The sequence below is a fragment of the Lacticaseibacillus salsurivasis genome (genome assembly GCF_036246225.1).
Classification (GTDB): domain Bacteria; phylum Bacillota; class Bacilli; order Lactobacillales; family Lactobacillaceae; genus Lacticaseibacillus; species Lacticaseibacillus salsurivasis.
Window position 1 is genome coordinate 80682 of the sequence record NZ_BTTP01000010.1, and the last position, 15591, is coordinate 96272.

At 55.2% G+C, this 15591-nt stretch carries 13 protein-coding genes, 1 other RNA gene and 1 other annotated feature; of the genes, 3 read left to right on the forward strand and 11 right to left on the reverse strand.

The window, feature by feature from the left end:
* Positions 1–4: 4 nt before the first annotated feature.
* On the reverse strand, positions 5–1687 hold the full coding sequence (gene dnaX / locus AAA927_RS08525) for a DNA polymerase III subunit gamma/tau (RefSeq protein ID WP_338217449.1): 1683 nt from the start codon (positions 1685–1687) through the stop codon (positions 5–7).
* A gap of 157 nt (positions 1688–1844) precedes the next feature.
* On the opposite strand from dnaX, the gene AAA927_RS08530 reads away from it, so the two are divergent.
* Positions 1845–3500, forward strand: a complete 1656-nt coding sequence (locus AAA927_RS08530; RefSeq protein WP_338217451.1) for an ATP-binding cassette domain-containing protein — start codon at positions 1845–1847, stop codon at positions 3498–3500.
* A 215-nt stretch (positions 3501–3715) separates the two neighbouring features.
* Here AAA927_RS08530 and ffs read toward each other — a convergent pair.
* From ffs to mprF, 8 genes are all read right to left on the reverse strand, one after another.
* Positions 3716–3802: signal recognition particle sRNA small type (ffs, locus tag AAA927_RS08535), an RNA gene on the reverse strand.
* Between the two features lie 63 nt (positions 3803–3865).
* Positions 3866–6241, reverse strand: coding sequence for an FtsX-like permease family protein (locus AAA927_RS08540; protein WP_338217453.1), 2376 nt, complete (start codon positions 6239–6241; stop codon positions 3866–3868).
* Positions 6242–6245: 4 nt separating this feature from the next.
* Positions 6246–6911: an ABC transporter ATP-binding protein gene (locus tag AAA927_RS08545; protein WP_338217455.1), complete on the reverse strand. Its 666-nt coding sequence runs from the start codon at positions 6909–6911 to the stop codon at positions 6246–6248.
* A gap of 51 nt (positions 6912–6962) precedes the next feature.
* Complete coding sequence (locus AAA927_RS08550) at positions 6963–7955, reverse strand: sensor histidine kinase (protein ID WP_338217457.1); 993 nt, start codon at positions 7953–7955, stop codon at positions 6963–6965.
* Complete coding sequence (locus AAA927_RS08555) at positions 7942–8592, reverse strand: response regulator transcription factor (RefSeq protein ID WP_338217459.1); 651 nt, start codon at positions 8590–8592, stop codon at positions 7942–7944. The genes AAA927_RS08550 and AAA927_RS08555 overlap by 14 nt, the downstream gene beginning before the upstream one ends.
* Positions 8589–9089: a tRNA adenosine(34) deaminase TadA gene (gene tadA / locus AAA927_RS08560; RefSeq protein WP_338217461.1), complete on the reverse strand. Its 501-nt coding sequence runs from the start codon at positions 9087–9089 to the stop codon at positions 8589–8591. Before tadA ends, AAA927_RS08555 begins: the two co-directional genes overlap by 4 nt.
* Positions 9090–9113: 24 nt before the next feature.
* Entirely contained in the window at positions 9114–9719 is a 606-nt protein-coding gene (locus tag AAA927_RS08565; protein ID WP_338217463.1) for a class I SAM-dependent methyltransferase, read from the reverse strand.
* 3 nt (positions 9720–9722) lie between these two features.
* Positions 9723–12344 (reverse strand): bifunctional lysylphosphatidylglycerol flippase/synthetase MprF, encoded by a 2622-nt coding sequence (mprF, locus tag AAA927_RS08570; RefSeq protein WP_338217465.1) that lies wholly within the window; start codon positions 12342–12344, stop codon positions 9723–9725.
* A gap of 131 nt (positions 12345–12475) precedes the next feature.
* Between mprF and AAA927_RS08575 the strand changes: the two genes are divergently transcribed.
* Positions 12476–13261: a hypothetical protein gene (locus AAA927_RS08575; protein ID WP_338217467.1), complete on the forward strand. Its 786-nt coding sequence runs from the start codon at positions 12476–12478 to the stop codon at positions 13259–13261.
* 93 nt (positions 13262–13354) lie between these two features.
* On the opposite strand, the gene rplL is transcribed toward AAA927_RS08575, so the two are convergent.
* Both rplL and rplJ read right to left on the reverse strand, forming a co-directional pair.
* The gene (rplL, locus tag AAA927_RS08580) at positions 13355–13723 is read right to left on the reverse strand and encodes a 50S ribosomal protein L7/L12 (protein ID WP_125579857.1); all 369 of its coding nucleotides are present in this window, start codon (positions 13721–13723) and stop codon (positions 13355–13357) included.
* A 58-nt stretch (positions 13724–13781) separates the two neighbouring features.
* The gene (gene rplJ, locus AAA927_RS08585; protein ID WP_204119076.1) at positions 13782–14288 is read right to left on the reverse strand and encodes a 50S ribosomal protein L10; all 507 of its coding nucleotides are present in this window, start codon (positions 14286–14288) and stop codon (positions 13782–13784) included.
* Between the two features lie 32 nt (positions 14289–14320).
* Positions 14321–14439: a sequence feature (ribosomal protein L10 leader region), on the reverse strand.
* Positions 14440–14774: 335 nt separating this feature from the next.
* Between rplJ and AAA927_RS08590 the strand changes: the two genes are divergently transcribed.
* Positions 14775–15437 carry a GNAT family N-acetyltransferase gene (locus AAA927_RS08590; protein WP_338217471.1) on the forward strand — a complete coding sequence of 221 codons (663 nt, stop codon included), beginning with the start codon at positions 14775–14777 and terminating at the stop codon, positions 15435–15437.
* Positions 15438–15591: the final 154 nt, after the last annotated feature.

Sequence of the window (15591 nt, forward strand, 5' to 3'; positions counted from 1 at the left end):
TTTCCTAGTCGTTTTTAATCGTAACGTTGTCTTGGCCGAACAAGTCGGTCATGGTTTTTACCACCGGCGGCACTGCTGCCGGCTGCGGCGCCGCGTGCGGCGCGCCGTTTTCTGCCAGGTAGGCTTTGCGCACGCGCGGCCATTCGTCTTGCTGCACGAGCACAATCTGCTTCGGGCTACCCATCAGCTTCGCCAGGTCATCCTTCAGCGCTGCCAGCAGGTTAGCGTCATTGCTGGCACGCTCAACAAAAATGTCATAAGCAAAACTAACAATCACGCCTTCAGGACTGGCCGCCACGGGTTTGGACACCTTCATCATGGCTTGATCTGGGACCGACAGCATGGACAAAAGATCGGGCCAAATGTCACGCACTGCTTCCAGGTCGTGCTTAGTGGCGGCACCCAGCACCGGATAAATCTGGGCCTTGTTGACCTTGACCGGCTTGGCTTTCGGCTTCGGCTTGGCCGCTGGGGCCTGCCCGCCGGCTTGCAGGTTCTGCACCAGCTGAGTTAACCGCGAAACCTCGCCTTCCAGCTTGGTCACCGCAGCGGAATCCGCTGGTGCGGCCTCAGTCTCGGCCACTGGTGCCGCGGCCTGAGTCGGCGCCGGTTGCCCCAGTTGAACCGTTGCCACCTCCAGGTACAAGGTGGGACTATTGGTCAGCCGGAGCTGCCCCTGGGTTTGGTTGAGCACCGCAATCATGTGGTACAACTGGCCTGGCGCAAAACTATCGGCCAGGGCTTTGAAGTGGGTGTCTTGCAAAGCACTAGCGGTATCGTTGACCAAAGTCGGCGCCTGCTGGTACACCAGCAAATCGCGCAGGTAGCCAATCAAATCATCAATCAGGCGCCCGGCGTCCTTGCCGCTGGCCAGCAATTGCTCGATGGTGGTCAGTGCGCTCGCTGTATCATGATCCGCCAAATGCTGGAGGTATTCCCCTAGCTGAGTCACCGCCGCGCCGCCGGTGACATCCAAAGCATTTTCCACAGTGACATGATCCTGCCCAAAAGCGAGCACCTGATCCAGGATGGAAAGCGCATCACGCATGCCGCCTTCTGCTGCCTTAGCAATCACCAGCAAGGCCTGGTCATCATAGGTGATGCCTTTTTCGTCCAGGATATGTTTCATCCGGTCGACAATATCTTGCGGCGTGATCCGGCGAAAATCGAACCGCTGCGTCCGCGAAATAATGGTGGCTGGAATTTTTTGCGGCTCGGTGGTGGCCAAAATGAACACCACATGCGCCGGCGGTTCCTCCAAGGTCTTCAGCAAGGCATTGAACGCGCCGGTCGACAGCATGTGGACTTCATCGATGATGTAAACTTTGACTTTCGCGGAGGTCGGCGCGTACTTGGCCTTGTCGCGAATGTCCCGGATTTCGTCGACCCCGTTGTTCGAAGCCGCATCGATCTCAATCACATCAGTTAAGCTGCCATTATTGATGGCGACACATAAGTCGCAGGTATTATCCGGCTCGCCGTCTTCCAGATGGCGGCAGTTCAGCGCCTTGGCCAAAATCTTCGCCACACTGGTTTTCCCGGTGCCGCGGGGCCCGCAGAAGAGATAAGCGTGGCTGGTTTGGCCGGTAATCAGCGCATTTTTTAAAGTCGTGGTGATGGCCGTTTGCCCAATCACATCGGCGAAGGTTTGGGGCCGCCACACCCGATACAACGCTTGATAAGCCACTGTCCTCATCCTTTCTATCTGTTCTAGTTTACCATACGCAGCCAGGCTCCGGCGCCGCATTTATCGTCGCCGCCAGGAAAAGTCACGCAGGGTAAAATCATGATTGTTCCGCCGGCTAAACCATGCTAATCTTTGCCCATACCGAGGAGGATTTCTTATGCAACGATACTTATGGCGCCATCCCTGGCGCTTGCTGGTGGCCGGCCTATTAAGTCTAGCAGCCGCAGCGGTGCTGGTCACTTACTCCTATGTGCTGCAACTAATCACCGACATCGCCACTGGCCGGGTCTCGCTGGCGTTTACCATGGCGATTCCACTGGTGATTGGCTACCTCGTGCTCCAAGCCGTGACCGATTCCGCCAGTGAATATTGGAATGAAGCTTTACCGCTGCAGTTGGCGGAGGAGTTGCGCAATGACTTATTCCAGCACACGTTAGCCCGGCGGCCGCAACAATTCAGCCACAAACCAGTGGGCGAATATGTGACGCAATTGACTAAGCAAGTTGATATCGTCACCGCGAGCTACTTTCATGTCATCTTACGCGCCATTTATCTGGTGCTGCTTTTGGTTCTAGCGGCAGCAGGGACGCTGATTATCGATCCCGTCATCACCTTGGGCGTCGTGGCCTTAAGCATCCCAGCTCTGGTCTTTCCGTTTTTGGTCAAAAAACCGTTGGAACACGCCAAAGCGGAAGTGGTCACGACCATTGAACGTTATACCAGCCGGGTCACAGATTCCTTAAGTGGCTTCACGACCATTGCCCATGCCTTGGCGCAGCCGCCGTTTTTCCGCCAGCATCAAGCCACCGCCGCTGCAGTGAAAACTGCGAGTCTGCGCGATCAACAGGTGCAAAAAATCACCAGTGGTATTTCTGATTTTCTGGGTGATGTGATGTATCTCGGCACCTGGCTCCTCGGCGCATATTTCGTCCGCCGCGGTCAAATCACCTTGGGCCAGCTCGTGGCTTTTTCGCAATTGGCCAGTTTCTTTAACTGGCCGCTAGCCTCGCTCACCGCGATGCTAGCCGAGTTCTATGGGGCCCGTAAAGTGGCAGCCGAGTTGGCGGCATTAGCAGACCGTCCGTTACCAGCCTCAGCGGCGCCAGCCTTGCCTTTAAGCACGCCGCTGATTGAAGCTGATCAAGTGGCTTATCAAAGCGTGTTGCAAAACATTTCGCTTCAGCTCGACCCGGCCAAGAAATACCTGCTGGTTGGGGCCAGCGGCAGCGGCAAAACCACCTTGATGCGCTTGCTGCTCGGTGAACTCACGCCGACCGCTGGCACCGCCACATTGAGCGGGCAACCGGCAGCCAGTCTGGCCCCAGAATCCGTGTTCAGCGCGATTGGTGAGCTGGAGCAGCAAGCCGACATTTTCGCGGGCAGTGTCCGCGATAACCTAACCTTGTTCGCACCGAACTACAGCGACGCCCAAGTCACCACTGCGTTAACCCAAGCCGGCCTCGCCGATTGGCTGACGCAGCACAGCTTGACCACCCCAGTCGACCGCACCAGTCCGCTTCTTTCCGGCGGGGAAAAGCAACGCCTGGCAATTGCCCGGCTTTTGCTGCGAGATTATCGATTCTTCGTGTTAGACGAATTAACCACTGGCCTCGATCCGCAAATCGCCGCCCAATTGCAGGATGATATTTTTGCCATGCCAGAGGGGCTGATCATGATTACCCACCAATATCGGGCTCAGACCTTCGCCAAGGCGGATACGGTTTTCGTCATGCAGGCCGGTCGGCTGATCGCCCAAGGGCCAGCCACTGACCCAGCAGTGGCACAAGCCTTGGCAACACTCGGTTTGAAATAATAGAAAAGAGCGCAAAAAAATCACGGTCAGTTGACTTGCAGATTCTAGCAGAGTTACGTGCCAAAAGGCTGGAGCCGAGCAGATAACTACGCCAACCGCCGAGTCCAGAATGCGGACTTGGTGGTTGGCTAGGCTATCCGTCGGCTCCAAACCCGCCTTTTGTCACAGCCCATAGAAAAGGACGCCTCGCAAGGAGACGTCCTGTTTATTGACTCAAAAACTTAAGGCACATGACAAACGATTCTTAGTGCTGCTTCCTTCCGGACCTGACACAATTCGAAAGGCTGCCATTGCCTCAAGGCCTTTCGGCAAAATCTAGTATACACGAAACCCTAAGCCTTGACTAGTCTGCATCAGTAGAACCCTTAATCGCTGCTCCGCACCAGCTCATCAATATTTTGATGGTTGAGCATGCGCCAGGTGGCGAGACCAAACCCTAGCCAAACAACCACCAAGGCGGCCAAGGCCACGAGAATTTGCACGCCGGGCCAGACGAAATGGGCGTTGGAATACGCCCCGGCCATCACCCGAAACAGCAACGCACTAAGGCCAATGCCTAATAGACTGCCCAGCAGCCAGCCTTGCACCAGCAGCAAACTATACTGCCCTTGCTGCATCGTCAACACCTGCTTCGGCGTGGTACCAATCGACTGCAACATCGCCAAGCTGCGCCGGCTGGCGGTTAAATTGGCAAAGGTATGATTAATCACGGTCGCCAAGCAGACTAAGGCCAGTAAAGCGATAAACGCCCAGGCCGTTAGTCGTACCACCGTAATAATCGCCTCTGACTGTTGGTTATCCGCCACAGTGTCGGCGATTTGCGCCCGACCAAACTGACTGCGTAACGCCTTTATCACTGCCGTATGCTGCGATTTTTGGCTTAACTTCACCGCCACTTCCGAAATTAGGTCGGCGTCTTTCATACCGAGTTTGCCGGTCCACTGGTGAAATTGGTTTTGCGAAATCACGAGACCCGCCAAGCCGTCAGGATAGAGCATCCCCTTAAAGCCTGGCGCCTTGCTTAGCGCCATATACTGGGGTGTGATCCACTGACCGGCTTTCTTGGCCTCGAAACCGTTCACCAAATGCAGCCTGCGGTTGGCTTTCGGATCGATTTGCCAGTCATAGTATTGGCGGCCCTTTGCCGTTTCGTAGAAGACCTTGGTGTTGAGAACAGTCGGCTGGCCACCAAAATCGCGCGCCATCTGTGCTTCTGGCACGACGTACAGCGTCAGGTCATTGCCGGTTTCCTTACCATTTTTAATCATCACCGAGGTGGCGCGTACAATCAGCTGGCGCTTGATGCCAGTGACTTTGGCTAGGGTCTTTTTCAGCTGCTTGGTTTGGTCGCCTTGCCCCGGTAGCGTAGCAATCACATCCGCACTCGCCGGTGATTCAAACACGCGCCAAAAATTGCCGACAAAGCTGGTCAACCCAATAAACAACGCTACCGTGACCGTCAGCAGTACCAGCATCGTGCCGCGCCGACTGTCGCGGCGGTCAAAAATCGCCCCGAGTTTCAGCATCGGTTGGTGGAGATGGCGAATGAGCCAGGTCGGCCGCAGTTTCCGGGCGGTCAGCCGCGGCGACGGATTCAAGGCGCGAATCGCCTCGATTGGCGTCACGCGACTGGCGCGTCGTGCTGGCCGTGCGGCAGCCAGCAGCGTCACGAGTACCATAAACAATGCCGCGCCCACTAGCGGCAACCAATCCACATGCAAATACAAAACCAGCGGTAACTCGTTGCCAGCTAGCACACGATTCATCCACTGCAGCGCTAGTGCCAGCCCGCCGATGCCAATCACGCCACCTAACAGCAATGCCGGTAGCACCAGCAAAAGGGCTTCCTGCACCACCAGCAGCCGAATCTGCTGCGGCGTCGTGCCAATCGTCCGCAACAAGCCGTAGCGCTGGCGCCGCGCCTGCACGGCTAAATTGATGCTCGTATAAATCATAATCAAGGCCACGACCCCAATCACAGCCAGCATCACCACCACAATGGTAATCTGGGTGGTGCGCGCCTTCGTGTCACCAGCGCCCCACATCACCTTCAGCGCCTGATTGGCCAAGCGCAGCTGACTCACAGGCAAATCATGGGCCTTCGTCAGACGCACCATGTCAGCTTTGCCCGTCGCTGGATTTTTCAATGCCGCCAGCAGCGTGATGCGGCGGCCAGGGAGCTGCGGTGTGATGCGCAGCACCCCGCCAGTGGGAATGAAACTGCCTGCATACACATTGGTGGTGCCAACCACGCGGTACTGATGGGTGTGGCCAGCGGATTTGACCTGAATCGTGCTCCCCAGCTTGCGTTGGGCAGTCACCAAGACATCAGCGAGCAGCACTTCATCAGCGGCTTGCGGCAGGCGGCCACTGGCCAGCATGTTTTGCAGCGCCGGCTTACTCGCTGGCGTGACCGCCGTGAGATGAATGGTGCCTGTAATGTCATTGGTTTTGGTGTGATCGACCCTAACCGCCCCTTCATCGGCGTACTGCTGGGTTTGAGTCAAAAGCGGCGACGCGCTTAATTTGGCCACCGTTTGCGCATTAGTCGCCGGAAACGCCACCGCCACGCCGCCAGTGCTACTTAACTGGTACTGATACATGCTGTCCTGCAAGCTCCGGAGTCCAACCAACGTCGCCACGGCTAGCGTGGCCGCCAAGGTCATCGCCGCTATGGTGAGCAGCGTCCGGCCACGCTCCACCCGCAGCTGGCGCCAGCCTAATTTAGTGAGAATGCCCATGTCCTCACCGCCCCTCGGTCAAGTGGCCATCGGTCATCGTCATCACCCGCTTCGCTTGCGCCGCGACCTGCGGATCATGGGTAATCACAATCACCGTTTGCCCTTGCTTGACGTTAGCGTAATGGAGCAACCGCATGATTTCTTGGGAATTGTGTTGATCCAAATTGCCCGTTGGCTCGTCGGCTAACACGATTGCTGGCTCATTGATCAGCGCGCGGCCAATCGCCACCCGCTGCTGCTGACCACCCGAGAGCTGGGCTGGTAGTGCATTGCGTTTTGCGGTCAAGCCAAGCTGATCCAACATCAAAGCCAGCTGGCCTTCGCTCACTGGTTTGCCGTCCAATTCAGATGGCAGCGTGATGTTCTCAGCCACGGTTAGACTGGGAATCAAATTAAAGAACTGATAGATCAACCCCACTTGGCGCCGGCGAAAAATGGCGAGCTGAGTTTCGTTCAGCTGATACAAATCGGTGTCATAGAGTTGCACCTGACCACTGGTCGGCCGATCCACCCCACCCAGTAGATGCAGCAGGGTTGACTTCCCCGACCCTGATGGCCCGACAATGGTCACAAATTCACCAGGCTCAATGGTCAAGTTCACATGATCTAACGCTGGCCGTTCTTCTTCTGGATACGTTTTGACTAAATCAGTCGCGGTTAAAATTGGCATGTGCCTCACCTCCACTGCTTAAGTTACCCGCGGTAAGTGACAGCAGGGTGACTAGTGAAATAATTCCACTCGCATTGCCACGCCGCCTTCAAGATTATTGACGGTCAGCCGCCCGGCCCCGGCTTCGATGATGCCTTGGGCAATGGCCAGCCCGATACCCAAGTTATTTGGGGCACTTTGACTGCCGCGGTAAAAGCGTTCAAACAGATGAGGCAAATCCGCTGCTGGAATCTGCGGGCCGGCGTTTTGCAAGGTGATGATGGTCGAAAGCGGCGTGGCCTGGGCCTGCACCGTCACCACGCTGGCCTTGGGGGCGTGTTCAATCGTGTTTTTCAGCAGGTTAATCAGCGCTTCTTGCATCAGCTTCACATTCACTTGCACGCTTAACGCCGAATCCACCCGCCAGACCAGCTCCAGTTCCTGGTCGGCCACCAAGGTTAACAGCGGCGCGAGACTTTGCCGGAGCAAGGCGTCTACAGTAATGGTGGTACGACTTTGGCTGAGGGTATGCGTGTCCACCTTAGCCAAGGTAATGAGCTGGTTAACCAGTGCTGCTAAGCGCTGATTCTGCTGGCGCAACTCGGTTTTTGTCTCAGCCAAGTTGGCTGCAGTGAGCAGTTCGGTGAGGTTGGTTTGCACCGCAATCGGTGTGCGCAACTGATGAGCGATATCAGTGATGGCCACCGTTAACTGATCGCGATCGTGCTGCAGGTCGCTGCGCAAGGCGGCGGTTTGGCGCACATAGTGGTAGAGCTCATTGTTGAGGCTCGAAAACGCCCCTTCATCGTTGGCAGCAATGTCATAAGTGCTGACCCCGGTGCGCGCGGCATGAAGCTGCGCCTGAATGCTGGCCAGTTGGCGGCGGATTTGCCGCAGCCACCACCAGCTCAGCCCGCCAATCAGAACGCACGCTAGCCCAAACAACGCAAAAAGGCCAAGTCCCGCTTGCGGACTTAGCCACCAGGCCAGCAAACACGCCAGCGCTGTGATCATCATTAAACTCGCTGCCAGCAAGGCGATAGGTTTAACTTCAGGCTTGATCATCGAGAAAATACCCCATTCCTCTGATGGTACGAAGCAATTGTGGTTTCGCCGGGTCGGGTTCGAGCTTATCGCGCAGCCGCTTCATGGTCACCGTTAAGGTATTATCGGCGACAAAGGCATCTCGCGTGTCCCAGAGACTGGCGATAATCTGCTCCCGACTGAGAATTTGGCCACGATTTTGCACCAGGTAATCGAACAAGCGCCATTCCGCCGCCGTTAGGGTGATTGGTTGGCCACTGCGGGTGACGCGGTGCGCGGCCAAGTCCACAGTGAGTGCCCCAATCTGTAGATCTGCTGCTGGCCAAAGCTTGGCCAGCCGGGCGGCCAACACCCGTAAGCTCACCGGCTTAACCAAATACTCGTCAGCGAGTTTAAGGCCTCGCAACTCGGTGGATTCTTGATCATTCGCCGTCAGCACCACAACTTTCGCGCTGAGGCTAGGGCGCCACAATTGGAGCCAAGGTAGGCCATCCCCGTCCGGTAAGGTCAAATCGAGGATAATGAGTTCTGGGCTCTGGGTCAAGGCTGCTGTTGCTGCGGCCAAATCTCCCGCTTCCAGTACCGTGTGATGTTCGCCAAAATAGGCTGCCATGCTGGCGCGCAGTCCTGGCTCGTCTTCCACAATCAGGATTTTCATGGCCGTCCCTCCTGCCGGGCCTTTTTCGCTGCCTTGCGTTTCGCGCGAATGCCGCGGAAAAAGCTCTGCAGCAAGGCCGCCGCTTCCGCTTGTTTGACGCCGGCCACCACCGCCACTTGGTGGTTAAACCGCTGATCTGAGAGCAAATCCACCAGCGTTCCAGCGGCACCCGCTTTGGGGTCCGGCGCGCCGTAGTAACAGCGGCGAATGCGACTGTTGATCATGGCGCCGGCACACATCGGGCATGGCTCCAGTGTGACATACAAATCGCAATCTTCCAGCCGCCAGCTGCCCAAGGTCATGCAGGCTTCTTGAATGGCCAAGATTTCGGCATGCAGCGTGCTGTCTTGGCTGTGTTCGCGCAGGTTATGCCCGCGCCCTACCACCTGACCATCATGTACAATCACCGCCCCAATCGGCACTTCACCAATCAGGCCGGCGGCGCGGGCTTCTTCTAGCGCGAGGTCCATGTAATGCTCGGATTCTGATTGGTTCATGAGCGGCTCCTTTCGCAATCAACGCTAGGCCGTTGGTTTCGTGGCCCGCAAAATATAATACCCGTGGGCCATCTTCACCTTTTCGGCTTGACCAAAAGTGGCTTGCATCAGCTTCAAAGCCGACGGGGCACCTTGCTTTTTCTGGAGCACGGCGTAGAGCTGGCCGCCTGGCAGCAAGTGCGCCAGTGCGCCTTCCAGAATGGCGGAAACAATGGCTTTGCCGGCGCGAATCGGCGGATTCGTGACAATGACACCAAATTGCCCGTCAATCGCATCGTATACCGAGGATTCAAGAATGGTAACATTGTCGATTTGATTGGTGACAGCATTGCGCTTGGCCAACCCCAAGGCCCGTTCGTTCACATCACTCATCACCACTTGCCGCTCTGGATACTGCTTGGCCAAGGCCAAGCCAATCGGGCCATAGCCGCAGCCAACATCTAAAATTGGCCCGGCTGGCAGGGTTTGTTCGACCACGGTTTCAATCAGTACCCTGCTGCCAAAATCCACCGTATGCTTGGAGAATACACCGTTATCGGCAGTGAACTGCAACGGGTGCCCCGCCAAGGTGAAACTGAATTCGTGTTCATCATGGGCTAAATCAGGATCATTTTCATAATAATGGGACATGTTTTACCTCTCACTTCGTTGGACCAAGTCACTGATCCGACTGATTTTAGCCAAGCGGCGTGTCAGGTAGCTGACTTCCTTGCGCTGATCCACGCGTTGGTTCACCAGCAGCAGAATTTGCAGTAAGGTGAACAACAGTGAATTGCGCTTGCGATACGCGACATACTTGGGCACCCACTTGGTGACATATTTGTTCTTATATGAGCGTAACCCCTGGAAGCCATAAAAGCGATACCCATATTGGTAAACCAAATGTGCCAGCTTCTCTTCAAAAAAGGAATACGAGGAAGTGCCGACATTGGCCAGCGGGGCCATCCCCATGTTGAAGTACTGATAGCCATCTGCTTGGGCCTGCTGGAACAAATTGATAAAGATGCCATCCATGATGCCGCTTGGGGCGGCTTCACTGGAGCGCATCAGGTCGATGCTAGTCGTGTGGCCATCATGCATCGGCATGGCCGAGGCAAAGGACACGATTTGACCAGCTTGGTCTTTGATGACCGCAACCGGCGCCGTGTTCAAATAATCGGCATCGAAAAAGCCGAGCGAAAAGCCTTTCTCCGGCCGTCCTTCCAGCCAACTGTCTGACACCCGCTGTAGCGCCGCTAACGTTTCGGCACTAAACGGCGGCTTGAGCCACTCATAAGTGTACCCTTCACGCTCGAATTTGTGCATCAAAGCGCGCTCGCCTTTGCGCTTGGTGCCCGCTAAGGAGAAGTTGGTGACATCCACGTCGCCTTCTTCCCCGAACTTCATGAAGTCAAACCCATACTCATGCAGCAGCATCGTCAGCTGCTCGGAGATTTCGTAGAAGACCAGCGTCAAGTCATTGCGGTCCGCGGCAGCCATGAAGTCGGCAATGGCGGGGCCAATTTGGTCCGGATCACCGATTGGCTCCCCGAGAATGACGATTTTATCGGTTTTCTTGCGGTACAGGAAGAACACCTGGTCCTCGCCAGCCACCTGATAAAAGCGCAATTTTTTATCGCCGGTGAAAGCCAGATGCGAAATCTCATTACCGCCGTATTGCGCCAGCACCGCCTTGACGCGCGCCACATCAAGGTCAACGCCAAGATTAGGCTTCGGGTTGGAGAGGTAATGATAAATGACGCCGAGGGTCAGCGCCGCCACCAACACCCCGATAAAGGTGGAGAACCACATCCGCTCTGACGGAAAGAGGAAGACCTGCGGCACTGGTCGGCGATGGTGAATATTTGGCACATTGTAGAACAACGCTAGCGCATAGAACAGCGCCGTCATCCCGAAAATGCCGGCATCCACCAGCCGATTGCCCCAAGGAAAATCCATTCGATCCCGCGTCAGTTCCTTGCGGGCAAATACCGCTGCCACGAGAATGAGCGCCAAGAATAGAATGAAGCGCAAGCTGTACTCGCGCATCAAGGAGCCCGCCAGTGCCAGCAACAGCACGATGACCGTTGGCGCGTAAGCCCTTTTGACTCGATTGGCAATGCCGCGGGCAAAGCCGAAAATGATGAAGGCCATCATGATGTTGGTGACTCGGCTCAAAAACAGGAAGGTGTATGGGTACAGCCGAACAAACAGATGGTTCTTCATCGCGGACACTGGAATAATCCCGCGCAGCAGCAACATAATGGCGGAGAAATACAGGAAGACCACCAGCACGATATGTGCAACTTTACGCACGACTTGCAGCGGCAGACCTTCGAGTTCGGCATTCAAACGGCGGCCAGCATCTTGCAGAAATAAGCCGATTCCAATCAGAAAGGGAATGACATAGTAGAACAATCGGTAAAACAGCAACCACACTGCTGCGAGGTTATTATTCACCCCGAGCTGGGTCAGCCCCAGCAGCATGAACACATCAAAAGACCCTAAGCCCCCTGGCACCATAGAAATCACGCCGAGGACATTGGCCACCATGAAAAGCGGCAGCACATGGGCCAAGTTGATCGGCACATGCATAAAGCCGCCGATGGCCAAAAAGAATAAGGCGCAGCCGCCCCACTCCAGAAAAGAGCTGAGGGTCAAGCTGAGCTGACGGCGGATGGGCATGTCAGCAAAGAAGCGTTGGTTGGACAGATGGGTCACCACCATCAGCACCGGAAAATACGCGGCCCCGCCAATCAACCAAATCCAGTAATCCGAGAACATTTGCCCGATGCCGAGTCCGAAAATCAGCAACAGCGCCAAAATGGACCACAGCGACAGCCCGGCCAGCAGGAACAACGCGATTTTGGAAATAGCCACCAGAATTTGCTTGTTCGTCGCTTTATCGTGATAATAATTCGCCCGCAAACTGGCCCCTAAAAAGCCGCCAAAACCGGCGATGTTGGTGAAGGAATTCACCACCCACCCTGACCGCACCACGTAAAGCGGCTTAAAGTCGCCTGGCAGCATTTTGGTGATGGTGAAATCGTAATTCAGCATCGGCACCACCGCCACCAACCCCAGCGCCGCCATCGCCAGCAGCGACTGCGGGCTTTGCGACGCCAAGCTCGCCCGCATTTGCGCCCCACTCAGCTCACGGCCGATTCGGCCCAGTTCGATGATCACAAACACCAACACTGACAGCACAAATAGCACCTTCAACAAGGTCAGGTGCTTGCGAATCCCATCGACAATTGATTGTCCAAACTTCTTCATAACGCCCTCCGTTCCAGTTTATTATAACGGAGGTTGACCTTGTGCCAGCTAACAATAGTGTTATACGGCGGCTCCGGTTTGTAATTCGCCTGGGGAATTCGTACAATCAAAGCAGAGATGGAGGCAGTACAATGAAATTCTTCAAAACCGGGCTTGCCGTGCTGGCTCTGGCGCTGTTAGCCGCTTGCAGCAGCCCTGCCAAAAGCGGCCAAGAGAGCCAGTCCAGCAAGACCTACCCCGCCCCAACCATTAACCTGAAAACGACGCTGTTCAAATCGCAAAACGGCAAAACCAAGTTGCAATTTACCATCAGCGATAATGCCAAGTTCACGCTGAGGGATCGCGACGCGGCCGATAAAGTGCTGGTTAGCGGCACTGGCACCGGCAAGCAGCAAACCATTAATGGCGGGTTGAAACAAGGCGTCTTGACCCTGGAAGCCAAAGCGCATGGCAAAACGACCACCAAAACCCTGACCGTGGTCGACAGCGCCGGTAGTAGCACCCGCATTCTGCCGGTGAATGAAATGGGCCTTGGCCCCAATGATGCATACGGCTTACGCATCACCAACGTCACGCATCAGCTCGATACCACCGGCCAAGCGCTGGTCACCAAGGGTACGCTGCGCAAGAACCTAAGCGTGCAGATTACCGTGGAATATGCAAACTACAGCCAAACCGCCGCCTTTTTACCGACGCCTGGTCAGTTCACCATCACTGGCCCGTTCCTCGCCCCCGCGACGGTGCCGGCCAATCAAGTGGGCACCACCAAAATCGAGCCAGGTGGCTATGCCAGCACCACCTTCTGGGCCGTCTTCGGCAATGCCGGTGTCGTTGTTGGTGCCGGCATGCATCTGCAGCTGGCCTACCAAGGCCCTGGCATGAGCGAACCCCTACTGTACCAAGCCACCACGAAGTAACCACTTAACCGAGCCTAGTGCTCGGTTTTTTCTTTTTCGTGGGAATCAAAAAATCGCCAGCTGATCGCTGACGATTTTAGGGTAGACGCTTGATTACTTGAGGGTAACCGTTGCGCCAACGGCTTCAAGTTGTTCCTTGAGCTTGTTAGCTTCGTCTTCGGCGATGTCTTCCTTGATTGCGGAAGGAGCAGCATCAACCAGACCCTTGGCATCCTTAAGGCCCAAACCAGTGATGGCACGGACTTCTTTGATAACCTTAACCTTTTCCTGACCGACTTCGGTCAGTTCAACGGTGTAGCTGTCCTTAGCGGCAGCGCCAGCGTCGGCACCGGCAGCAGCGGCTGCTACAGGAGCAGCTGCGCTAACGCCGAATTCTTCTTCAATTGCTTTTACGAGGTCGTTCAGTTCAAGGATAGATGCATCTTTAAGCTGGTCGACGATTGCTTGTGTGTCTAAAGCCATGTTTGTTTCCTCCATTTTTATATGATGTTTGGTGGCTACGCAATGAGGTCAAGCGGCATTAAGCAGCCGGTTCCTCTTCTTTGCTGTCGGCAACGGCCTTGACAGCGTATGCGACGTTGCGTACTGGGGCCTGCAGAACAGACAACAGCATGGACAGCATCCCATCGCGGTCTGGCAACGAAGCCAACTGGTTGATTTCATCAAGACTAGCAACCTTGCCTTCGATGATCCCACCTTTTACTTCGAGGGCATCGAACTGCTTGGCATACTTGGCCATGATGCGAGCTGGAGCAACAACATCGTCATTAGAAAAGGCGATAGCAGTTGGGCCAGTGAAAACGGCATCGAGGTCTTCGTAGCCGTTAGCATCGGCTGCCCGACGCAGGTAGGTGTTCTTGATGACTTCCATCTTGACACCAGCGTCACGCAATTCCTTACGCAATTCGGTTACTTGGGCCACGGTCAGGCCACGGTAGTTAACGACAACAGCACTCTTAGCAGCTTTGAACTGCTCAGAGATACCGGCAACAACCTTGGCTTTGGCAGCGATAATTGTTTCACTCATTGATTTTCACCTCCTGTAGTTTGGTTGGGGTTTTTCGCATAAAAAAACTCCATGTCTACCAAGACATAGAGGTATCTAACGAACTGATACCACCTCGGCAGGATATTAAGGCTTGCGCCACCTGAGTCTTAGGCAGAGTGAATAATCACAAGAGGTAGCGTACCATGTTGGGGCACCAGCGTCAAGCGGTATTGGGGTATACTTGTAAATAGCCTTGGTCAGGGGCCGCGGGTGAGGGTGGTGCGGCGCCGGGGCGCGGTGGTCCTGCTGCGGGTTCGGCTGGAGCCATAGAGCGGTCTCCGGCCTCAAATCATGCCAGGAGCAGCCTGCAAAAAACGCAGTCTCCTCGTGGCATGACTGTTTCGCTGCGGGACCACCGCGCCCCTTTGCCGCACCACCCTCACCCGCTAGATAACAGTATCCTCATTTGAAAGACACCGACCAATACTCGAAAACTGGAAACCCACTTGGAAAGGAATCCATCCTATGAAAATCCGTCCCTATCAGCCTGAAGATCAAGAAGGCTGGTTGAATGTCGTTGCTTTAGCCTACATGCGCTCCCAGTTCCGCGATCAAATTAGCGATGTTCGCGATACATACGGCGACGAAGATGGTTATCAAACTGTCATTCAGCTGGTCGCGGTGATCGATGATCAAATCGTTGGTGCTATTGATGCCGGCGTCTTCAATGATGATCGGAAGCAGCATGATATCTATGTTCAAAAGCGCGGGCGCGGCAGTTACATTGAGCTCTTTGCTGTCGACCCCGCTCGCCAAGGCCAAGGCATTGGCCAAGCGCTGATAACTGCGTGTTTAACCGCACTGCGCCAAAATGGCGCCGACTTCGTAGAAATCTTTACACGCAGCGACCCTGCTGCCAACGGCTTATATCAAAAACTCGGCGGCCAGGAAATCGCCCATAACTGGCGCGCGCTAGCGACGCCAAAAAGCTATCAGTTTCCTCGAGTGAAATGGCAACTGGATCCGGCTACTCAAACATTACTATTGAGCGGTGCCCAAGGCCGAGTCTCAGTCCTACCGACCTACCCGCAATGGTTTACCTTCTTTACTGAAGTCGCGATGGCCGATTTCGACATCGAGGAAGTTTATCAGGAACGAACGTATTTTCTAAACCTGGCTCATGACTAAAGCGAGGCCCGAAGCATCCACTGCGATTGCGATAATCCCTTTGTGGTTGTCAGATGAAATATCATAATTCATCTGATAATCATGGAGGGATTTTTGTATGCCTAGAGCCAAGTACTCGGCAACGGAGAAACTTGCGTTGTTAGAAGAATTCTGG